Below are 23,726 nucleotides of genomic sequence, written 5' to 3' on the forward strand. Positions count from 1 at the left end.
TTCTAGCGATCATATCTAAATGGGCTAAAGCCGTCATATATGAATCAGTCGTCATTATATCTAATAATGATAAAATCTTATTTTCGCTCGGCTCTTTTTAGTTATATCAGCTTTACATCATAAAATATAGTGATGAATTATCATATCGAAGCTTGCTTATAAATAAATACTATTTGACTAGTATCCACTTTGTGCCCAGTTCTAGAATTAAAAAAGAGACTTAGTCTTTGGAGAGCTTAGCAATTAAAGCGCTCAGTAACTGGTATTCTTTTTGGTCAAGTTGTATACGCGAGCCAAGTCTGGACAATCGCGATGGTAATGATTTTAAGTGTTCGCTATCTGCCAAACCACGCTGAACCATCAGCTCAGTTGTTCGCTTGGTCAGCTGTTGCAGCTGCTGTTGGGTAATGGCTGGCTCATCCCACTGCTGACGTATATGTATGTCTACGGTATTATCCTCTAGTTCACTGTTAGCCGTTTGAGCATGTGTCTGCGCGTAAGCAAAGATAAAGCTGGCGATTACTTGTACGGCTGAGGCGACATTTAATACAGGGTAAGCGGGATTGGCATCGATTTGAATATGATAATCTGCATAAGCCAGCTCTTCATTGGTCAAACCACGGTCTTCACGACCAAATAAGATAGCAATGTTTGGCTTGTTGGCTTGCTCATGATTGAGAGCATTTTCTGTATTTGATGCAGATTGGCTATCAATAAATTCTAGGATAATTTTGGCCGCTTGCGTGGGTGTGACCACAGGACGCGGTAAATGACGGCTGCGACTGCTTGCCGCAAACACCAGCTGACAATCCGCGATAGCAGATTCTAATGTTGGTGAGATGATGGCAGATGACAGCAGCTCACTACCGCCTGCCGCATGAGAAATACTGGATTCATCGATTGGCAACTTAGGGTCAACGACGGTCAGACGTGATAGACCCATGGTATGCATCGCCCGTGCTGCCGAGCCAATATTGGCAGGCAAGGTCGTATTAACCATGACCACTTGCACACAAGAAAGATAATCACTCACGGCATGGACTGATAATGCTGACGCTGTAGATGGTATAGGATTGTGACTCATTATTGCCCCAATCGTTGATTGATTGCTTGTTCAGCGCGTTTTAATGCGACGGCGATCTCTTCAATCAGACTGGCCTGCTCACTGATAAGACGTTCACGGCAGTGCTCTTGTAATTGTCTACAAAGACGAACCAGTTGCGTCGTTCCCAAGTTGGCACTTGCGCCTTTTAGAGCATGAGCAATCTCAAAGCCGTTGGCGTTGTCATTTTCTTGCTGAGCCACTCGCAGCGCGACCACTCGCTGCTGACTGTCAGTGATATAAACTTGTATCAAATCGGCAAAGTCTTCTTCTAATAAGTCACGCATGTCTTCAAACTGCTCGTTATTGATAATTTCTTCATCAGTTTGAACCATCAGTTGGTTATTGGGCTTTTCGTTCATGGTTTTATGTCCAGTTTTTAAAAGTTGAAGCCGATAAAATGACTATAGTATTTTTTATTTGTAAATAACAGGCTAGGGCATGTGATCAATTAGCACACTTAATCATTTAGTAGTCTTAAAATGGCTAAATTTTGCCAAACGTCGTCAAATAACTGGTTAATATCTCGATATTATCTGCGTTATTTTCCTTGTTTGACTGTAATTTATCTCATTTTAAGCCTCACAATCTAAATGATGACACACCCTAGTTGTAATGAAAATGTAAGTTGTCTTCGCTAAGCATATTCTTTAATTGCTGTAAATTATCATCATTGGGGTAGATACGCCAGTGCTCAGATAGTCCGACATTCGCAATGCCAAAATCTTCATAAATACTGAGTCCAAGCGGCAGGCAGTTATCATTAATGGAGGCGTCTGTATTACTCAACGCATTATTGGCATAACCATGTTGAGTCAGCCCTTGATTTGCTTCGTTTTGATAAAGGGTGTCTTGATTCATGTCACTTTCTAAAGCCAACAAGTCATTGCCGTTCTCATCGTACAAGCTGCCGCCCATCGAAGGATTATAACCGCTATTATTACTTTGCTCATCTTCCTCATTATTATAAGACAGACGCGGCGCTGGGATAATGTCCGTTTGTGCTGATTTAAGTAACGGTTGCAGATGTGTGAGCAAATTAATATCACTGCCTTGAATTTTGATACTGATCTTTTTGAGCCAACGCAAGCGTGCGTCAACCATACTCATGGCGCTATCAAGACGCGCAAATAAACGTCCATCACGCTCACGGATACTGCCTTTGATAATAACCACTTCATCGACTTTTAGCTGATCTTTCACGCGATTAAAACGCTCTGCATAACAGCTCACTTCAAGACGAGAAGTGCCGTCATCTAAGGTAATCACATTGCGATTACCGAAATTGGCAATATCTATAATCAATCCCGCAAAATAGCAGCTACCGTTATAGCCTGTATCCGTCAACTTGTCGAGACGAGCGCCTGAAGTATAGCGTTTGAGCTCATCTAAGTATTCATTGATTGGATGGCCAGTTAAGTACAGACCCAAAGTGTTCTTTTCTGCTTTTAGGCGATGTTTATCACCCCAAATCAGTTCAGCAGTCATGACAAGTGGCGGTGCCGCGACGACACCATCCATTTCACCAAACAAATCCATCATACCGATTTCGCGGTTTTGACGGTCTTGCTCAGCGGCTTGTACCGCGCTTGGTAGCTGACTCATCAGCGCACCGCGAATCTCGTACGCTTCGTCGCTTGGCAAATCAGGACGTAGGGTAGTCGCAAAGTCATCAAAACAGCCTGCGCTCACTAACGCCTCAAGCGTGCGTTTATTAACCTTCTTGATGTCTACTCGGCGACAAAAATCATATAAATCCTTAAATGGACCTTCACGGCGGCGCGCTTCAACGATAGATTCAACAGCACCTTCACCAACACCTTTAATCGCACCCAAGCCATAAATGATATTGGTTGGGGTATCGGCGACAAAATGCCATTCACTGCGATTGACTGATGGATTAACGACGGTTAGTTCGAAATTTTCGCGGCAGTCGTTGATAAAGAACACCACATTGTCAGTATTGTTCATATCAGACGTCAATACCGCTGCCATAAATTCAGCAGGATAATACTGTTTTAAGTAAGCCGTTTGATAAGCCAAAACACCATAAGCAGCTGAGTGCGAGCGGTTAAAACCATAACCGGCGAATTTTTCCATCAAGTCAAAGACGCCCCCTGAAGTGACTTCATCGATACCTTGTGAGGTTGAACCAGTAATAAAGATATCGCGCTGTTTGGCCATCTCTTCAGGTTTTTTCTTACCCATGGCACGGCGCAGCATATCCGCACCGCCCAAGCTATAACCTGCCATAACCTGAGAGATTTGCATGACTTGTTCTTGGTAAACAATAACGCCGTTGGTGTTCTCTAAAATTGGCTCAAGATTGGGATGGTCATAAATGACTTCCTCACGACCATGCTTACGGTCAATATACATATCCACCATGCCCGCATCTAGTGGGCCCGGACGATACAGCGCACACATAGCGATAACGTCTTCGATATTGGTCGGCTGCAATTTGGCCAGATACTTTTTCATACCCATACTTTCTAACTGAAAGACGGCAGTGGTTTTGGCATCTTGCAATAGTTTATAGGCTTTTTTGTCGTCTAATGGCAAATCTTCTAATACCAAGACATCTTTGCCTTCTTTAACACGGCGCAGATTGATGTTTTCAACCGCCGCATTAATAACGGTTAAGTTGCGCAAACCCAAAAAGTCAAACTTGACTAGACCGACAGCTTCGACGTCATCTTTGTCAAATTGGCTGACGCGGTGACCTTCATCATCACAATAAATGGCGCTAAAATCCGTGATCTTATGCGGGGCAATGAGTACGCCACCAGCATGCTTGCCGACATTTCGGCAAACACCTTCCAGCTTGATTGCCATCTCCCAAATCTCAATGGCATCTTCATAATCCATATTATCAGGATTAGAGATTAAGTCTTTGAGCTGAGGCTCTTGCTCAAGTGCTTGGCTAAGGGTAATGCCAGGCGTTTTTGGGATCAATTTAGATAATTTGCTGGCAAGAAAGTAGGATTTGCTTTGTACGCGCGCCACATCTCGCACCACCGCTTTTGCCGCCATCGTACCAAAGGTAATGATTTGCGAGACCGCTTCACGACCATAGGTTTGCGCCACATAATCAATGACTCGATCGCGACCTTCAATACAAAAGTCAATATCGAAATCGGGCATCGATACCCGCTCAGGGTTTAAGAAGCGCTCAAATAATAAGTCGTAATGGATAGGGTCTAGGTCGGTAATGTTTAAGGCATAAGCGACGAGTGAGCCTGCACCAGAACCGCGACCTGGTCCAACCGGCACGCCATTGGCTTTTGCCCAGCGGATAAAGTCCATGACGATTAAGAAGTAACCTGGGAATCCCATAGACAAGATAACTTCCAGCTCGTATTCGAGACGTTCGTCATATTTTTGGCGAAAGTTGCTCCAATTATCGCTACGTGCTTCAATCGGAAACAGCTTGTCTAATCGATTATTCAGCCCACGGACTGACTCTGCGCGGAAAAACGATTCAATGGTCTCGCCTTCTGGAACGGGGAAGTCGGGTAGGACGTTGATGCCAAGTGTCAAAGTCACATTGCAGCGCGTTGCTAAGCGCAAAGTATTATCAACCACCTGCGGCAGATCAGTAAATAACTGCGCCATCTGGTCTTGAGTCTTAAGATACTGCTCATCTGAATAAGTTTGCGGGCGATTTTGATCAGCAAGTACATATGAGCCTGCGATACAAACGCGCGCTTCATGGGCATCAAAATCATCTTGCTCTAAGAAGCGCACGTCATTATGCGCAATGATAGGAATATTATGTTTGGCACCTGAGTGGATAGCCGCTTTAATAAAGGCATCCTCGCCTGAGCGATTGGTACGCTTAATAGCAAAGTATAAGCGATCATCGAACTGTGCTTGCCATTCAGTCAGTAGCTCGTCGGCTTTTTCTGGCATAGAGCCGACGAGCGCTTGACCGACATCGGATTTCTCAGTAAATAAGACAATAACACCTGCTGCGTGCGCTAAAATATGGCTGCGTTTGACGACCGGCACGCCATGATTGGCAGCATCAGCACGGCCTTCAGTGAATCCGAGTGAGACAATACGCGTGATATTTTGATAGCCCTCATTGTTCATCGCTAGTAGCGTTAGCCGCGTGTCTTCATTATCCATGATGACTTCACTACCGATAATCGGCTTGATACCAGCGCCTAAACAGGCGCGATAAAATTTCACCGTCGCATAAAGGTTGGATAAATCAGTCAATGCAAGCGCACGCTGATGGTCAGCCGCAGCGGCTTTGACCAGCGGCTTGATGCGCACGATAGAATCGGTGATTGAATATTCGCTATGAATACCAAGGTGTACAAATGACATAGAGGACTCTTACGGATACGATCAAAAAATAGGCTGATAATAAAATAAATATAATATTATCAATGGTTTAAGCTAGTAATGTATTGCAAATAATACGGCAGAATGCGTATTTATTCATTTTGAATCAGGTCGTTAATGATAGCATTATTTACCGTAGACAGCCACCGATTGAACGGAGTAATCGCTATGAGCTCGGTGCTTTCTTCTTATTAAAAAGCCTTCTATACAGTAATATAGAAGGCTTTAGTAGGCATGATATTTGTGATTAGTGGGCTAATTATTAGTGTTTACCATATTTATCACTATATTCTATCCAGAAGTCTGCATTCTCAACGCCAGCTTTTCTGGGATCAAAGATAGGGTTGATTCCTAGTTTCATTTGTCTGTCATAATCTTTTAGCACTTTTATAGCAGGTTTACTGAGTAAGACGATGGCGATGAAGTTAAGATAACACATACTACCAAAGCCGATATCGCCGAGCGCCCACATGACACCCACAGACTGTACACTACCGGTCAAGCACACCACAAGGAAGATGATTTTTAGCAAAGGTTTTAGCACAGGATAGCGCAGTTTTTGATCGAGATAGACCAGTGTAGTTTCAGCGATATAGTAATAAGCAATCAGGCAAGTAAAAGCAAATAAGAAGATAGCAATCGCCACAAAACCACTGCCATATTGGCTAAATACCGTTGAGACAGCGGCTTGAGTAAATGCCGTACCCGCTTCGACACCTGGCATGTTTTCTACCAGTACCATGCCTTCTGAAGGAATCACGTTATACATGCCAGTTGATAAAATCATTAAGGCTGTGGCAGTACAAACAATAACCGTGTCAATGTAGATAGAAAAGCTTTGTACCAAGCCTTGTTTGGCGGGATGAGAGACTTCTGCAGCAGCTGAGCTGAAGGTTGCTTCACCCGCACCTGCCACGTTAGAAAATACGGCACGGCGAACGCCCCAAGAGATTGCTAGACCGACGATACCGCCAAATACGGCATCCATACCAAAGGCGCTTTTAAAAATAAGTGCAAACATTGCTGGCAGGTTTGAGGCATTAAATACTAAGACGATGACCATCATCATAACGTAGCCAATGGCCATGATGGGAACAACTTTACTAGCAAAGCCAGCGATACGTTTGATACCACCAAAGATAATAAATGCCAGTAGCAGAACGATAATCGCACCAGTCACGATAGGTGGGATGTTAAAAGCCGTATTAAATGAGTCAGCGATAGTGTTGGCCTGCACACCCGGTACCAGAACGCCATAAGATAAGCAGGTCACCACCGCGACCAAGATAGCAAACGGTTTCATCCTAAGCCCGCGCTCAATATAAAATGGTGAGCCGCCGCGGTATTGATCGTCAACGGTGTGCTTATAGACTTGTGCAAGAGTCGATTCTATAAAGGCGCTAGCCCCACCGAGTAGCCCCATGACAACCATCCAAAATATAGCCCCAGGGCCACCTGCGGCAATTGCTGTTGCTACACCGGCGATATTACCAACACCGATTCGACCAGACAGAGCCATACTAAACGCTTGAAAGGAGCTGATACCTTGGGTTGATGTTTGCTTATCAAATAATAGTCTTACCATCTCCTTAAGATAGCGAAATTGGACACCGCGTGTGATCACTGTAAAGTAGATACCGACACCAAGTGCTAAGTACACTAGAGCATCGCTCCATATATAACCAACCAAGGTATTAATAATCGCTTCCATGACGTTACTTCCTTGTAAGTATGTGATAAGAGACTTAATTTGTTGATAACCTATTAATAGGTGGGTTTATTAATTCACCACCCAAATAGTTTTGGTCTGAGCATACTGTGCTAAAGCTTCAAGCCCATTATCACGACCACCAAATCCTGACTGTTTATAGCCACCAAAGGGCGTTGTAATGTCGCCTTCTGAAAAACCATTGATAGAGATGGTGCCCGCTTTGATAGCTGAAGCGACTCGATAAGCCCGTTTGATATTTTGTGTATAAAAAGAAGCTGCTAGACCATAATTGGTCTCGTTTGCCAGTTTGATGGCTTCATCTTCGGTCTCAAAGCTAGTAACTGCCAGTAAAGGACCAAAAACCTCTTCTTTAAAGAGCGTCATATCGGCGCTGACATTATCAAAAATCGTCGGTTCGATATACCAACCGCTACCTAAATCCTCACGAATAGAACCGCCTGCGATAAGCGTTGCACCTTCATCTTTAGCGGTTTTTAAATAATGGCAAACTTTTTCGAAATGGGCTTTTTCGATCATGGGTCCAATAGCAGTATCGACATCGTAAGGCGAGCCGACCTTCCATTCTTTAAGACCTTCTTTTAGCTGGTTAAGTAAGCGCTCTTTTTGGCTACTATGGACGAGCAAACGTGAGCCACAGCTACAGTTTTCACTCATGTTCCAAAACGCGGCAGACAGTATGTCGTTGATCGCGGCTTCATCAAGTACGGCATCATCAAAAACGATTTGTGGGCTTTTGCCGCCGCATTCTAAGACGATCTCTTTTAAGTTACTTTCTGCTGCATAATGTAAAAATAAGCGTCCGACTTCTGTTGATCCAGTGAATGACACCATATCGACATCCATATGCCGACCAAGAGCTGCGCCAACATTTTCACCAAGACCACAAACCATCTGTATCGCTTCTTTTGGTACGCCAGCTTCATAGGCAAGCTCTGTCAAACGGTAGGCAGATAACGACGTCAATTCAGCTGGTTTGACGATAACAGAGTTGCCCATGATGAGCGCAGGGGCGACTTTCCACGCATACATTTGCGCAGGGAAGTTCCATGGTAGTACGGCACCGACGACACCAATAGGTTCTTGAACGATAAGACCCAACGCTGCGCTACCAGTTGGCGCTACTTTACCAAAGACTTTGTCCGCCGCTTCGGCATACCATTCAAAAGTCTCAATCGTTGCTGGGATATCGGTATTTAAGCATTCGGTAATGGGTTTGCCCGCATCCACACAATCTAATGCTGCAAGCTCTTCGCTATGTTCGTGCATGAGTGCACACCAACGCTGCATAATGGCTTTGCGTTCAGCAGGTGCCAAACGGCGCCATTCACCATTCTCAAAACTGTCGCGCGCCACTTGTACAGCGATATCAATATCTTCGCTAGTACCAGACGCAATCTGACCAATCAAGCTGTTATCAATTGGAGTGTGATTGTCTACTGTGGCTGTTGATATATTGTCAGCGGCTATTAGATGACCTGCCCAGAGTTTTTGTTGTTTGGCTTGCTCGAATACTTGCTCTTTGGTTATGCTCATTTTTTAATCCTTATATACTGAATGCGCGACCATAGATATCTATAAAGTCATGCCATTCAGCAATGGTTATCCTTAACAGTATTTTTATAATACAAAGTGTTATTTAGATAATAGTGCTAAGAATTCTGATTTTTCATCGGCTGGCATATCCGTCAGTGGTACACGCACGGAACCAACGTCAACGCTGCCTTTTAAGCAACCTGCTTTGGCTTTTTGGTTGTAATTACCAGATTCCATAGAATGAATAGCAGGATAAATATCACTCATAATTTGCTTAGCTTTATCCCAATCGCCTTGCTGGGTGGCATTAAACAAGGCCACTTGCTCTTCAGGGAAAACATTTGCTGCGCCAGCAATCCAGCTTTTTGCGCCCCAAAAGAAGAAGTCCACTGGTTGATCGTCGCAACCACAAACCACGTCAAAGTTATCAAAATTGGCTTGTAACATACGTAGCGCATGACTAAAGTCGCCGCTGCTTTCTTTTACACCAATGATGTTAGGATGCTTGGCTAGATGAGCCACGGTATCAAACTCAATACTGACGCCGACACGCGCTGGAAAGTTATACATAATAATCGGCAGTTCACTGGCATCTGCAACTTTTTCAAAGTGAGCGATGATACCGTCTTGTTCAGGCAAGCTATAAGGGGTGGCAGACAGCATCAGCCCGTCATAGCCTAAGGTTTTTGCTTGTGTGGCAAGCTCAATAGAGTGGTCGGTCGATAAACTGTTAATACCAGCGATAAGGGTAACTTTGCCTTTTGCTGCGTTGGCGATAGTGGTTAGAACCAGCTCACGCTCTGCTGCTGAAAACGTATAATATTCACCCGTGGTGCCGCAAGCAACGATACCAGCGACTCCTTTATCAATAAAGGTTTCCACCAATGTGGTCAGTGTTTTTGCATCTACGTTGCCGTTACTGTCAAATGGAGTAACGATTGGGACCAGAATGCCATTTATGTTCATGAGAGTATCCTTATAGCTGTTGATTTAATGGTGATTCACTATCGAATCGATTGAGTTTTTGTGCATAATTATGGGTCTTACCATGACTGTTTTTAAAAAGCCTTCTTAAAGCGGCTTAGTTGATATGGTGCTGGGTCGATAGTATGAATATCATCAAAATAATAATTGGCAATCATCTGTGCGCTGACAACCGCTTGCGTTAGCCCTAAATGCTGATGGCCAAAATTTAAAAATATTCGATCAACCTTATCGATGACAGGTAAAGAGTCCGCTGTTGAGGGGCGAAAACCCATCCACGACATATTATTGCTGGCATCTAATGAAGTCTTTAGCATGGGCTGCGCTTGTTGCAGAAGCATTTGCGCCCGCTGCATATTGGCGGGTGCTTCTAATCCTGCATACTCTACAGTGCCTGCCAAGCGCAGACCTGCTCGCATCGGCGTCATGATAAATCGTCTGTCCATACTTGATACAGGAATCCGTAAGCGCGCGCTTTCTTGCGGTAGCATGAGGTGATAACCACGCTCGGTATCTAGTGGTACGTTGACGCCTGTTAGCTGTTTGGCAAGGAGTTTTGAATGGGCCCCTGCTGCTAGCATGACTTTGGTAACGCTCATGTCACCTTGACTGGTGGTTAGATGAATACCAGTGTCACTAACGATTGCATCAAGTACGCGGCAGTGTTCAATTACTCGGCCGCCCAACTGTCTAAAGGTGTGACTCAGCTGATTGATGACCGCGGTCAAATCGGTAATATGGCCTGTATCTGGAAAAAATAATGCCGCCAATTGATTGTCTTGCAAGGCAGGCTCATGTTCTTGTAGTGCATCTTTACTCAATAATTCGTTAGCCACGCCTATATCGTTTAGGCGCTGACCATGTTTGGTTAATAGCTCTATGCTATTCGGATTTTCTACAGTTAGTAATGAGCCGTTTACTTGTACCCATTCATTGAGCTGCCATTCTGTAGCAAAGTCTTGCCACGCTTGAAGACTGTTTTTATTCAAGCTCAATAATGCTTGATGAATACGCTCAAATGGCTCAGGACGCATATTCAGTAACAGCTGTGTAGCCCAAGGTAGAAGGCGTGGTAAATAATGCCAATCTAAGCGCAGCGGCCCTGTTGGATTCAATAACATGGCTGGAATATGGCGAAGCATACTAGCATCAGCAATAGGAAAGACTTGTTCGGTTGCGATATGTCCTGCATTACCGATGGAGGCGCCTTGACCAATCTCATTGGCTTCCAGCAATACTACTTTTACCCCTCGGGCTTGCAAGGTGACTGCCGTGACAAGCCCGATGATGCCGCCACCGATAATATGCAAGTCGAATTGTGAGGTAGTCATAGGTGCTCTCTATAGTGCTTAAATCAACGCGGCTCGAATGTTTATTTGCCCAAAAACGGTTTGCCTAGAAACTGCTGTACTTAAATTTTGATATGCTTAAATGCGATACGTTGATAAATAAATGTGGACATAGACCTATTAAGACGAAATGCCCCATTTAAAAGGGTCGTCTGCTTGGATTATCAAGGTGGTTTCCGCGCAGACATACGCATGACCACAAATGGTTGGGATAATGGCCTTTTCGGGGTAGATGCTATCGTCAGCCTCAGCCTCATTATCTTGCTCAGAGGCATATCGATAACTGCCTGTGAATACGCTATCGACCACGCCTTGCTGCTGCCATAGCTGCTCAGGTGCTAAGCGGTTATCTGCGGCGAGGCAAGCAAGTTTGGCGCTGGTGCCAGTGCCACAAGGCGAGCGGTCATACGCTGCACCGGGACATAACACAAAGTTTTTGCTATCGATGTGAGCATCCATGCTGTCTGCAAACAATTCAATATGGTCAATTTCGCTACCGTTTTCGCCAGTGATATTGGCCGCGATTAAGGCCTGTTTTATTTGCATGCAGACATCGGTCAACTTTTTAACATTGCTCGCCTGAATGTCTTGTCCGTGATCACTCACCAAAAAGAACCAATTACCACCCCATGCGATATCACCATGGACAACACCCAACTCAGGCACTTCTACGGCAACTTGTTTTTTATAACGATAAGAAGGCACGTTTTGTACACTACAACTGCCATCATCATGCAAGGTTGTTTGAACCAAACCCACTGGAGTCTCAAGCCAATGCGTGCCTGCTGAGATTTTTTGTTGATACGCAAGCGATGCGATGACACCGATAGTGCCATGTCCGCACATTCCCAAATAGCCTGCATTATTAAAGAAAATAACGCCTGCTGTGGCTTTAGGATTGGTAGCAGGTAATAGTAGGGCACCGACCAATACATCATTACCGCGGGGCTCTAAAATGATGCTTTGACGTAAATGGTCAAAACTCTGTTTGAAGTCATACAGTTTTTCTTGAATGGTTTCACCGACGAGCGTAGGAAACCCAGCGTAGACTAGGCGAGTAGGCTCACCACCCGTATGCGAGTCAATAATTTTGAAATTAAATAGGGGCGCATCCATGACCGACATCCTCATTCATCCGTGAAAAATCACATTGCATTGTTGTGTACTGTTGCGTAATAAACCTTATCGCTCATACTCTATTAGCGTGGTCTGTTTATAGATTGAACTTTTTTGATGGGTGCGTCTTGCTGTTTTTTGATGAAAAAATGCGCATTCCTGCATAGTTGGTCGGTGTACACTAGAAGATATTGTGCAGAGCAATAATGAGAGAAAAATGCAGCCTGATCATCAAAGAGTGAGTAATCGATGAGAAAAATGAGGATGCGCTCTAGATAAAATCAACATGAAATTGATGTGACAAGGAGGACATGGAATGACAGATGTATTGGAAGAGACAGGACTTGCCACGTTGACAACGTCATTGCGCCATCGCATGGCCTCTTATTATCCAGAGAGTAGAGAGGCGTTTATTGGTAATGTCTCATTATTGCTACCTTTGCTTGATATGCTAAAAAACGTGGTGTTTTTTGTGAAAGATGAACAGGCACAGTATCAGCTGGCAAATAAGACGCTATTAAAGCGCTGTCAGTTAAATCAGCATAAAGATATTGTGGGGTTTACGACTGAGCAGGTGTTTTCTCACCAACAGAGTAAGGATTACATCTTGCAAGATATGAAGGTGTTACGAGAAGGACGCTCAATTATTGATAATTTAGAGCTGCACAGTTATGCCTCAGGTACATTAGGCTGGTGTATTACCAATAAGCTACCTATTTATAATAGTCAGCATCAGATCATCGCCATGGTCGGTATTTCTGTAGATATTGATGAAGACAACGAACGTATTTTACGTAAACACGCACGTTTGGCTGAAGTGGCGCAATTTGTACGCCTTAATCTTGATAAGAAAATCAATATAGCAGAATTGGCGGAGCTGGCACATCTGAGCTTGTCGCAGTTAGAGCGAACCTTTAAAGCAGTATTAAATATGTCACCATTACAGTTTGTACAAAAGCTGCGATTGGAGTATGCCGTTAAACTATTGGCTATGCCTGAGATGTCAGTCACGCAAATCTCGTTAAATTGCGGCTATAGCGATCACAGTGCCTTTAGCCGCCAATTTAAACAATTTACAGGTATGTCACCCAGCCAGTTCCGCCAAATGCATTTATTATTAAAGAATTAAATCAATAGCCAACCACTGCTGCATCGACGATACGCGGATCAGAAGAGCCATAGACGCCATCTGGGGTAATCATAATCGACTGGGTTGAACCCATCGTGGCTTGCGGGCTAACCTTATGTCCCATTGACTCTAACTTTTTAATGGTATCTACGTTGAGTGCTTTTTCGATTCGAATCTCATCGGGCAACCATTGGTCATGGATACGCGGCGCATGAGTTGCTTCAGCGATATTCATATCATGGTCGATAACGTTAGAGATGACTTGCAGAACCGTCGTGATGATGCGGCTGCCACCTGGGCTACCAGTGACGATGTAAGGCTTGCTGTCTTTGAATACGAGCGTCGGACTCATAGAGGATAGCGGGCGTTTATTGGCTTCAACGGCATTTGCTTCACCGCCCAATAATCCATAACCATTTGGCACGCCGGGCTTGGCAGAAAAATCATCCATCTCGTTATTGAGTAAAATACCTGTGCCTTCAGCGACCAGACCCGTACCGTAAGTGAAGTTGAGCGTATAAGTATTGGATATCGCATTGCCGTCTTTATCAACGACAGAGAAATGCGTGGTTTGATCACTCTCATATGGTAGGGGATTATTGGCTTTAATAGTAGACGCTGGTGTGGCTTTATTTGGGTCAATCAACGTGCGTAGCTTATCGGCATACGCTTGTGACGTTAAGCCACTTGACGGTACATCGATAAAATCAGAATCGCCTAAGTATTCAGCTCGGTCAGCATACGCCAATTGCATAGCCTCGGCCATTAAATGAATGGTTTGCGCGCTGTTTTGTCCGTATTCTTTTAGCGGATAACCTTCCAAAATATTCAAGATTTGAATAATGTGAATACCACCAGAAGACGGTGGTGGCATAGAGACGATCTCATAACCACGATATTCACCTTTCACAGGTTCGCGGGCGATGGCTTCATAGTCAGCCAAATCCTCTAAGCTCATACGACCACCCGCATCATTCACGGCTTTCACCAATTTCTTGGCCGTTTCGCCTTTATAAAATCCATCTGCGCCTTGCGCGGCAATCAGTTTCAGCGAGCGAGCAAGTTCCGGTTGTTTTAAGCGTTCGCCCGGTTGATAGGTACTGCCGTCAGGTTTAAAAAATATCTTTTTGGTACTTGGCCATTTTTGCATGCGATCGCTCAACGCTTCTAGCGATTCTGATAACCCTGCGGTGACTTCAATACCATCTTCTGCCAAAGCAATCGCTGGTGCCATGACCTGTCCACGGCTCATCGTGCCATGCTCCTCTAGCGCTTTGAGTAATCCTGCTACTGTCCCCGGTACACCAACCGCTAATCCGTGGTAGCGAGATAAATCACTGACGGCATTACCTTCGCTATCAAGATACATATCACGAGTGGCAGCACTTGGCGCTTTTTCACGATAATCGAGTGCCACGGTCTTGCCTTGTTTAGCATCATAAATCATCATAAAACCGCCGCCGCCGATGTTGCCTGCGCGCGGTAAGGTAACGGCAAGCGCAAAACCAACCGCGACTCCAGCATCCACGGCATTACCGCCGTCTTTTAAAATCTTAAGGCCGATATCAGAAGCGAGGGCTTCTTGGCTTGCGACCATGCCATTTTTTGCCCAAACTGGATGTTCGATAGCATCTGCAGAATAGATGGCTTGATCGGTTTTGGCCGTGTTTGTCGTAGGTTTAAGGCTAAGGCTGCTGGTTTTGGCTCTTGTAATACGCTGGTTTTCAGTCAATACGGTAGGTGCATTAGTCGTGATTGCACTGGTATTGATGGCAGTTTTGCTCATCGCCTCACTGTTTGCTGAATTAGTGGTTTCAAGCGCATGGGCGGATACGGATAGAAATAACGTACAACTGATAAATAAAGCGGTCATTTTGAATGACGTTTTGAGGATTGTTTTACTCTGTTGAGTGGTGTGATTAGGAGGGCAAGAAAATAATGGTGACATTGCAAAGTCCTTTTTACGTGAGTAGAAAATTAGGTTTGTAAGTTTTAGGAAACAATCAAGACACATGAATAGTAACGAAAATATCTAGTGGTAGAAAGTTGTTTATTGAATTTAATATTTTTCACTATTGTTTGTTATTATAAAAAATCTAGTGCTTGTATGATTATTATCATAGCTACTTAAATATTTTTATTAATAATTATTTAAAGATAAGTAAAAAATAGCGTTAAAATGAGACGTAAATCTTACTAAATTGTAATGTTACGTGTTATAAATATACATAATAACAGGTGTTTATTATCGACTGTTTATCTGAATAAAGAGGCTTTTATGTCATCGAACCATATTAATAATTACAATCGACAGTGTTGTTCTAAAAGGGCGCTGAGTGATTCACCCATTCACAACGAAAACAGTCATGCTTATCAGCCGCATAAATTGACCTCTATCGCCCGCTATGCACTGCTGCTCGGCAGTGCTTCTTTGATACTTGCAGGTTGTCAATCAAGTCCGGCCAACTCATCGTCTACCGCTGCATCAAATAAGATGATTGATTTTAATACCGCAGATTCTGCGCAAAACCAAGCACAGGGCCGCGCATTTAATGCCAATTTAACCGCCAAATCTGCCCATTATGATCAGCTATTTGACCAAGAAAAATATCCCAATACTGAGAATCAAGCCAAATTGCATTTAATGGCGGCTATTCGTCAACATCTCGCAACGGAGCATGTGGCAGTTGCGCAGGCCAATTATCAATCGGTGCCTTTTATTGATCCAGATAGTATTGACGCCGGTTCTAATAGCTTACTGAGAACGATTATAGAAGCCTATGCCTATGAGCCTGGTCTAGACAGCGATGATAGTGAAGAAAGTTATAATGACGATGCAGATGTCGACGATGCAGATGAGGCGGTCATCTTTGAAGAAAGCGCCTCTATCGAAAGCGTCTATGATGACAGTAGCTATGGCGACAGCAATGATGATTCATATAACAATGATTATGATGACGTCACAGAGATGGCCGCATACGATGATTCTAAAGAATATGAAGCAGCAGAAAACGCAGTTGCAGTTGCGGCTGCGGCGGAAGATGCGGCAGCTGTGTTAGATGAAGCTGGTGAAAATGAAGAATCTAACTATGACGAATATGAAGAAGAGGGTAGCGACAATGAATATGGGAGAAAGGGTATTCTCTCAGGCATGTCAGGGTCAAATTTAAAAGGTCTGGCAAGAAACTATGAAGCCATGCAAATAGCAAAACAACAGCCAAAGTCGGCTGACGAATCAGATGACACTGCGCCGCCTACAGGTGTGATTGGTCAGATGCTGAGTATGTTCCATCGCACGCCTGAACAGATAGCTGCCACAAACGCTTATCAATATAAGTACTTAACTTTCAACAGTGTGAGCCAATACAAACCGGCAAAAAGACAACTGCAAAGCGTCTATAGCTACGACTATATGACGCCGACGATTGGCTCATCAGTACAAATACCATTGGCATTTGATTTTAATAATAGTAGCGTCACCTTAGATCCATCGGCAATTATGCCTATCGTGGCACTTATTAATCCTAAGAATACCCCGTTACCTAACCAGATGGCGTCGCATACCGTGAGTTTTGGTTTGCCTGAGAGCATTACATCGCAACTACCACCAGCAATACTCTATGATGCGCTGATTGCTGCTATACAGAGTAGTATGGCCGAGCTGGCACCTGAGCACTTTAGTGCTGTAGATATTCGTCAGGACAGGTTTGCCAAAGAAGTCGGTGCCAGTCGAGCGGTAAAATTATATTTTGGCAGTCAACAAAGCGGCGAGATGGTTGGTAAAGTACTCAAATATATGACGCGGTCACTACAGAGTTATGTAGATACCAATCCAGATAAGTATCCTGATGGTGCCGTGCTAAAAGCGGCGCTCGATAAGATGGCGCTGTACAATAAAGGCTATCAAAGTGCCGATGTGGGTGCGCTATTGCAGATTATCGAGGCCATCGGTCCAGTCTCTTTTAATCAGATTAACTACTATTATTTAGATAACTCAGATCGCTTGCTTGCCAAGCAGCAACGTATGAATATTGGTGGTGACTTATTAGGCGCTACAACCACCGTACTAAACCAAGTACGCTACGATAAAGCCAGCTTTAATAATCACGTATTAACGCCTTTATTGGTTGAATCTTTTGGAGAAAAAGCCAAACCTGCGATTGATGGCAATGCATGGATTGCAAACCAACGCCAACAAAAAGACAGAATGCAAATGGCACGTTATGCGCGCTATGATTATAGCGATGGTGGCTTAGATTATGATAGTGAAGACGATAGCGATAGAGATCGCATCACCGAGGCTGACTATGCCAGTACGGATGCTGACTCTGATATTGAGACTGACAACATCATAGAGATTCAATAGCGCGATCTTGTCAGGTTTAAGCGAATACTTATTAAGGATAAAAAATGAAAACAGTACATCAAGTCATCGCAGGTTGTCTTTCGTCATCTATCAATAGCAACGTTTTATTTACCAGTGCATTTTTGACAGGGGTATTATTATTAACAGGCTGCCAATCTACCAGCCTTGGCCAGTCTAATGCTATGGCTGCAAAGCAAACGCCTGCTGCCGCCAAAACGGAATTGGCAATCGCGTTACAAAAACAGCGTCGCCAGTCATTTAGCTACCATAGCAACATTGAGATAAATAACGATCAGCAATTCAGTAATACGAATAGAGCCGCGAAAGAGCTTGTCACCTCAGGCTCTATCGATGAATACTGCGAAGACACGCACGACCAAGCGTATGCCGCCTTAATCACTCAAGCAGAGACGCAAAATAAAGACATTTTGGATACTGATTATGATGCTCAGCGTACAGCGCTTAAAGGCAACTACCTTGAATGCAGCAATGCTTATGAGGCGTGGATAAGCCATAAAGACGACAGTGACAGTGACATTGATAGTGATAGTGAAATTGTCGTGACACCAGCTTATCAGCAATTATTTGACAATTATGACGATAAACCAAACTCGTTAGATATCAAAAAATCAAAGCTGCTAGATGCTTATTTGCTAAAGCCATTATCAATCAACGCACAAGGTATTTATCAGCCGATGGCTGGCAAGGCCACGATACTCGCCAGCGCCCAGTACGACGCACGCAATCATCACAGTAGTATCAATCAGCCTATTTATATGGATTTTAAAAACGGTGATATTTATCTATGGGCAGATAACGTGGCGATGTTTAATTCAGAAATGTTAGACGATAAGCTTGGCACGAAATGGCGAAATAAGTGGTTAAAAATAGGCATTGACGATGGCACTTTGCCCAAAGGCTTTGGTCGTGAAGTGATAAAAAGTCATTTTGCAGCGTTAGATCTGACCTTTGAAGCTGCTCCTATCAGCCAGTTTACTTATGTCGCGCCTAATAAGCTAGCGTCACTCTCTCCAAAGCTACCAGCTCATCAGCTACCAGTTATGCTAGCAAGTGATCAAATCATTCGCCGTGTACAAAGCGCTGAAAGCTATGAGCAATTTTATCAAGATTATATGCGTACCTTCTACGATCGCATCAGTAAGCAATATCCTGAACTGGTCAAAGAAAACGCGTCTGACCAAGTAGCTGACACAGAAGCTGACAGACTTACTAGCAAGGCATTAGTGCAGCAAGTATTGGGAATGATAAAAGAGCGACTAGACAGTGGGGTTCAGTCAACAGAGGCGAAAACACTTGTAAATACAGAGGTGCAAGAGCTTTACGGATTTGATAAACGTGGTCAGCTCAAATGGCAGCATCTACGCAATGATTTTTCAAACCAAGCCAAGTCTGCTTCTGATAAGTCAAGCAAGGGTACAGTCGTCGACGTATTGCAGCAGTATTCTACTATCAGTAATAAAGATATGGCATTCCCAAATTTGCCAAGCGATGTACAAGTGCCAAACTCCAGTAACAGTATTGATATGAGACAATATAGTAGTGAGCTTATGCAGTATTATCGCGATGGCAAGGGCACCGCGATGGGTAAGATGATTTTCAATAGATTACCAATGTCTCAATAGTGGTTTGAGGTTATTGATTGAGCAGAAGTGACTAAATATATGACAGAAAAATCTTATCGGTATAAAGGGTGAATCATGAACTTTGTGACCATTGACGTTGAAACTGCTAATAGTGATGTAGGGTCTATTTGTCAAATAGGATTGGCTAAATATATCAATGGTAAACTCATTGATACCTACTGTACGTTAGTGTGTCCTCAGACATCATTCAGTCGTCAAAATATAGAGGTGCACGGTATCAGCAGTAGCATGGTAAAAGATGCACCGTCTATGTATGATATTTACGGACAGATATTGAAGTTTATCGGCGACAATGTTGTAGTTAGTTATACCGACTTTGATCAAAGAGCATTGACAAAAAGTCTAGAACACCACAAGTTACCAATACCAGAGTTAAGCTGGGTAGACGCGACTATATTGGTGCGTAAGACTTGTCAGCGTTTTGCCATTAAAGGTTATAATTTGGCAAATGTATGCAAAGAATGGAATTATCAGTTTGACCATCACGACGCGCTAGAAGATGCCAAAGCATGTGGCTTTATAACCGTCACCATTCTTAGAGAAAATGGTTTATCAATTCATGACTGGATAAAAGATCGTGGACACAGTCGTACTTATCAGCAACAACGCGCAAATAACAAGAGCTATCCTAGTAGTATCGTTAAAGTAGGAGATGAGTTAGGGCGATATGCAGGACTCAATATTTGCTTTACGGGCAACCTCAGTATTAGTAGATCGGATATTGCCAAGATAGCCGCTAAAAATGGTTTTAACGTCAAAGCGGGTGCTTCGAAGAAATTAGATTACCTCGTGGTTGGCACTCAGGATTTAACGCTGCTTGCGGGTCATGAAAAAAGTAGTAAGCATCGCAAAGTAGAAGAGCTGGTACAGGATGGTTTAGATATCAAAATTCTTGAAGAAAAAGCATTCTTAAAGTTGCTAAAAATATCAAACTGACTTTAATGTTAATTTAAAATATAAAAAAGTGCACCGCTTATACGATGCACTTTTTTATATTTTATACTTAGGACGCACACTAGTCTTATAAGACAGTGCAAATTAACGCAAATTTGTCTTAATGGCGACCTACATGCCTGGGCGCTGTTTGCCATTCATTTTGTGATGGCCTGAACCTTTATGACCTTTAGCCATTTTCTCAGCTTCTAATGTGGCCATTTTTTCACGCTGCTCAGGCGTCAAAACTTGAGCGATAGCATGCTGAGTTTGTACTCGTTCGATAAAACGCTGCTTTGTTTTAGCGGCTTGCTGATCGGCCAAACGGTTTATTGCAGCATTGTTCAAAGTAGGTGCATTGGTCAAGGCTTGCATCTGTTGATACATTTGCGCACGTTCTGCTTTGTTTTTTGTACGGTCAGCTTTATAGTCACCATGTTTTGCTTCCATGATGGCTTTAATTTGGGCTTGTTGCGTCGCTGTCAAATTAAGCTGTGACATTGGGCCTCTCATACCGCCTTTTTTCATGGCTTTTTTCATGCCATCTTTATGCTGCATTTTGCTAGTCGTTGGGGTTGTGTCTGTGGTTGCGTTGACGCTGCTACAGGCCGTCACGGTAAATATGCTAGACATTGCCAATACTGAGCCGAGTAATAATTTTTTCATGATGCAATCCTTTAAGTCGTTTGGTTTGGTTAAATATAGAGTGATGAACAGCAAGACTTTATTTTATGCAGGCTACCCTCGAAGTATTGCAAAGACGTGCAATACTTGCTGCTGATAACGGCTATCTTACGACAGTTAAAGGTTACGAACATTTATGAAACATTAAGAAAGGTAACGTTTATGGTGTATCGATCAGTACTTGCTTGATAATGTAACTCATAAAGCTATTCAACATTTAGGGAGATAGACGTGCCAAATATATTGCTAGGCGATGATGACGAAGAGTTGGCTCAGTTATTACAAGAGTATTTGCACAATCATGGTGTGACATGCGATTGCGTTCATGATGGTGAAGCCGTGATTCAAACACTTAAAACGGCGAATAATAATGCTTTTGCTTATGATTTGCTGGTACTTGATATTATGATGCCAAAAATGGATGGACTCAGTGTGCTCCGTCAATTGCCAAATATCAGTGATATTCCCGTTATTATGCTGACGGCAAAGGGTGAAGAGATTGATCGTATCATTGGCTTAGAGCTTGGCGCTGATGATTATATTACCAAACCTTGCAATCCTCGAGAATTACTAGCGCGCATCAATGCGGTGATTAAACGCACCAATGCGGCGGTATCAGAGCACACGGCATTACCAGAGAGTCGTTTGCATCTCGATCAAAATCGGCGGGTTTGTCAGATAGATGGCACTGAGTTACAAGTGACTGGTACAGAGTTTGATCTATTGATCGCATTGCTTAAGCAAAAGGGCGAGGTGGTGAGTAAAACGTGGCTGTCAGAGCATGTTTTGCAGCGTGAGTTGCAGCCATTTGATCGTAGTTTGGATGTCCATGTTTCGCGCTTGCGTAAAAAACTTCAACCCTTTCACGATGAACCGATCAAAGCGGTTCGTGGTAAAGGGTATCAGTTAGTAATTTAATGATGGACTCAACGATGAAAACGCCTATATTTAAGGTGCGAGTCACTATTTTTTGGCGACTATTTTTAAGTTTGCTATTGACGATTTTGATGACCTCTATTCTATCTATTGTAGTGGAGCGTTGGCTGGTTGAAAAGGAGCTGACGGCTCGCATGGATGTGCAAATTGACAGCTTGCTGATGAAACGTCAGGAGATGATTGATGCGCTACAAATAGGAGATTTGACAGCCGTTAGGCAGATGTATCGTCAAGACCGATGGCTCATGAATCAGATCAGAGTCTACGACGAGCAAGGTGCCATCATGTTTCCGCGTTATCGAGATAGGGGTGAGCAGCGTCGGCAAGAGCGTATAAAAGATGGCAAGCAGAAAACGGGCCCGTCATTTACACAAAAAATGCCGCCACTGCCAGACGCGCCTAAATTGGATACCAACAAAACGTTTAACGATAATAGCGTCTCGCATGATAAGCCGTCCATCTTAAATCGTATCCTGCATCCGATGTCACCGCGTAGCGCTACGATAGTTGATCCTGATAATCGTCCTGAGTTGGCTGATGTGACGGTTGTCTTACCAGATGAGCAAATGATCATTATACAATTGCGCCCGCATTTGCGTTTTTCAGATGTTGTAGAGCTGCAACGTGGTAATTTTCCCATACGTTTACTATTGATCATTATTTTTAGCGTCTTAGTATGTATTTGGCTCAGTCGCACGCTAACACAGCGAATTCGCCGTGTAAAAAATACGGTACACCGTATGATTGATGGTGATTATCAAGCCAAGCCAAATCTATCCAAAATGGGAGATGATGAGTTGGGCTTATTAGCAAAAGATGTCGCCAAGCTGTCAGCACGATTGGCTGAAAGTGAGCTGGCGCGTAAGCAGATGTTGAGCGATATCTCGCATGAACTACGCTCGCCACTGGCGCGTCTAGAAGTTGCTACTGAGCTGACTCGCGATTTTGCTCCCAATACCAGTCGTTATCTCGACCGAATTGATAAAGAGTCTGCGCGAATGAATGAGTTGATTGAGCAAATCATTCATATTCAGTCTTTGCAAATGCAGCAATACACTATCGATAATTTAGAAAATGATGCGGTCGATATCGCTGAGATTATCAGCGAGATTGAACAAGATGTTTGCTTTGAGTTTCAACATAAAAACGTGCGCTGGCAATGGCAGCCGTCCCATTTTTTATCAAAAGGCTCTATATCTTCTTTGATAGTAATAGGCAATCAAGAACAACTACACAGTGCGCTTGAAAATGTCATTCGTAACGCTTTTATGCATACAGCTTCTGACTCGACAGTGATTGCTGAGATGAAAGAAGTGGATATGGACAATAAGATACCAGCGATTCAAATCAGCATAACAGATGAAGGTGGCGGCGTAGCAGATAAGGATTTAGAGCGTATTTTTCAGCCGTTTGTACGCCTTGATTCTGCTCGCCATCGCGAAACGGGTGGGTATGGGTTAGGGCTTGCAATCGTTCATGCTGTGATAATCGCGCACAAAGGGCATATCAATGCTTACAATCGACAGGACGGTATACAAGGGTTGGTGGTGCAAATAACGTTGCCGACCAAATAATATAAATTATCAAAATGTATTTTAGATAATTGGCATACTTTTTTGCTTATTGACCGCATATGTTTAGTGAAAATTAAGACAATGACTTTCAAAAATATTGGAAGTTAATAACAGTACCAAAGAATAATATATTCGTTTTATAGAATTTATATATTCAATATTATGAATATATTAGATGAAAGGTATTAAATGGCAGGTTAACGGTATTGTTACTCTCTATATATTCGGTAATACTAATATATAGAGAGTAATACATAACTTACAAAACAAA

The 23,726-nt window shown here is 43.3% G+C and carries 16 protein-coding genes; 6 read left to right on the forward strand and 10 right to left on the reverse strand.

Annotated elements, in window-relative coordinates:
• Nucleotides 1-220: 220 nt before the first annotated feature.
• The 8 genes from JMX48_RS05665 to JMX48_RS05700 all read right to left on the reverse strand — a co-directional run bounded on the left by JMX48_RS05665 (nt 221) and on the right by JMX48_RS05700 (nt 12,169).
• On the reverse strand, nt 221-1,084 hold the full coding sequence (locus tag JMX48_RS05665; protein ID WP_201535361.1) for an RNA methyltransferase: 864 nt from the start codon (nt 1,082-1,084) through the stop codon (nt 221-223).
• Nucleotides 1,084-1,464: an Hpt domain-containing protein gene (locus JMX48_RS05670; RefSeq protein WP_201535364.1), complete on the reverse strand. Its 381-nt coding sequence runs from the start codon at nt 1,462-1,464 to the stop codon at nt 1,084-1,086. The genes JMX48_RS05665 and JMX48_RS05670 overlap by 1 nt, the downstream gene beginning before the upstream one ends.
• A 244-nt stretch (nt 1,465-1,708) precedes the next feature.
• A complete protein-coding gene (gene dnaE / locus JMX48_RS05675) occupies nt 1,709-5,437 on the reverse strand; it encodes a DNA polymerase III subunit alpha (protein WP_201535367.1) in 3,729 nt (1,242 codons plus the stop codon).
• Between the two features lie 280 nt (nt 5,438-5,717).
• Nucleotides 5,718-7,166: an alanine/glycine:cation symporter family protein gene (locus JMX48_RS05680; protein ID WP_201535370.1), complete on the reverse strand. Its 1,449-nt coding sequence runs from the start codon at nt 7,164-7,166 to the stop codon at nt 5,718-5,720.
• A gap of 69 nt (nt 7,167-7,235) precedes the next feature.
• The gene (locus JMX48_RS05685) at nt 7,236-8,720 is read right to left on the reverse strand and encodes an aldehyde dehydrogenase (RefSeq protein ID WP_201535374.1); all 1,485 of its coding nucleotides are present in this window, start codon (nt 8,718-8,720) and stop codon (nt 7,236-7,238) included.
• A 99-nt stretch (nt 8,721-8,819) separates the two neighbouring features.
• Nucleotides 8,820-9,686: a 4-hydroxy-tetrahydrodipicolinate synthase gene (dapA, locus tag JMX48_RS05690; RefSeq protein WP_201535377.1), complete on the reverse strand. Its 867-nt coding sequence runs from the start codon at nt 9,684-9,686 to the stop codon at nt 8,820-8,822.
• Between the two features lie 92 nt (nt 9,687-9,778).
• The gene (locus JMX48_RS05695) at nt 9,779-11,035 is read right to left on the reverse strand and encodes an NAD(P)/FAD-dependent oxidoreductase (protein ID WP_201535380.1); all 1,257 of its coding nucleotides are present in this window, start codon (nt 11,033-11,035) and stop codon (nt 9,779-9,781) included.
• 138 nt (nt 11,036-11,173) lie between these two features.
• Nucleotides 11,174-12,169, reverse strand: coding sequence for a proline racemase family protein (locus JMX48_RS05700; protein WP_201535382.1), 996 nt, complete (start codon nt 12,167-12,169; stop codon nt 11,174-11,176).
• A gap of 316 nt (nt 12,170-12,485) precedes the next feature.
• On the opposite strand from JMX48_RS05700, the gene JMX48_RS05705 reads away from it, so the two are divergent.
• Nucleotides 12,486-13,298, forward strand: a complete 813-nt coding sequence (locus JMX48_RS05705; RefSeq protein WP_201535385.1) for a helix-turn-helix domain-containing protein — start codon at nt 12,486-12,488, stop codon at nt 13,296-13,298.
• Between the two features lies 1 nt (nt 13,299).
• Here the strand turns inward: JMX48_RS05705 and ggt are convergent, their stop codons facing one another.
• The gene (ggt, locus tag JMX48_RS05710) at nt 13,300-15,171 is read right to left on the reverse strand and encodes a gamma-glutamyltransferase (RefSeq protein ID WP_201535563.1); all 1,872 of its coding nucleotides are present in this window, start codon (nt 15,169-15,171) and stop codon (nt 13,300-13,302) included.
• A gap of 405 nt (nt 15,172-15,576) precedes the next feature.
• Between ggt and JMX48_RS05715 the strand changes: the two genes are divergently transcribed.
• From JMX48_RS05715 to JMX48_RS05725, 3 genes are all read left to right on the forward strand, one after another.
• On the forward strand, nt 15,577-17,664 hold the full coding sequence (locus JMX48_RS05715) for a hypothetical protein (protein WP_201535388.1): 2,088 nt from the start codon (nt 15,577-15,579) through the stop codon (nt 17,662-17,664).
• Nucleotides 17,665-17,708: 44 nt separating this feature from the next.
• Nucleotides 17,709-19,307, forward strand: a complete 1,599-nt coding sequence (locus JMX48_RS05720) for a hypothetical protein (protein ID WP_201535390.1) — start codon at nt 17,709-17,711, stop codon at nt 19,305-19,307.
• Between the two features lie 75 nt (nt 19,308-19,382).
• Complete coding sequence (locus JMX48_RS05725; protein WP_201535392.1) at nt 19,383-20,264, forward strand: exonuclease domain-containing protein; 882 nt, start codon at nt 19,383-19,385, stop codon at nt 20,262-20,264.
• Between the two features lie 129 nt (nt 20,265-20,393).
• Here JMX48_RS05725 and JMX48_RS05730 read toward each other — a convergent pair whose 3' ends face one another.
• Nucleotides 20,394-20,927 carry a Spy/CpxP family protein refolding chaperone gene (locus JMX48_RS05730; RefSeq protein WP_201535394.1) on the reverse strand — a complete coding sequence of 178 codons (534 nt, stop codon included), beginning with the start codon at nt 20,925-20,927 and terminating at the stop codon, nt 20,394-20,396.
• A 249-nt stretch (nt 20,928-21,176) separates the two neighbouring features.
• On the opposite strand from JMX48_RS05730, the gene JMX48_RS05735 reads away from it, so the two are divergent.
• A complete protein-coding gene (locus tag JMX48_RS05735; RefSeq protein ID WP_201535396.1) occupies nt 21,177-21,863 on the forward strand; it encodes a response regulator transcription factor in 687 nt (228 codons plus the stop codon).
• A 14-nt stretch (nt 21,864-21,877) separates the two neighbouring features.
• Nucleotides 21,878-23,455: a sensor histidine kinase gene (locus JMX48_RS05740; RefSeq protein WP_201535398.1), complete on the forward strand. Its 1,578-nt coding sequence runs from the start codon at nt 21,878-21,880 to the stop codon at nt 23,453-23,455.
• Nucleotides 23,456-23,726: the final 271 nt, after the last annotated feature.

Origin of the sequence: Psychrobacter immobilis, assembly GCF_904846225.1 — a bacterium.
Lineage (GTDB): Bacteria > Pseudomonadota > Gammaproteobacteria > Pseudomonadales > Moraxellaceae > Psychrobacter > Psychrobacter immobilis_F.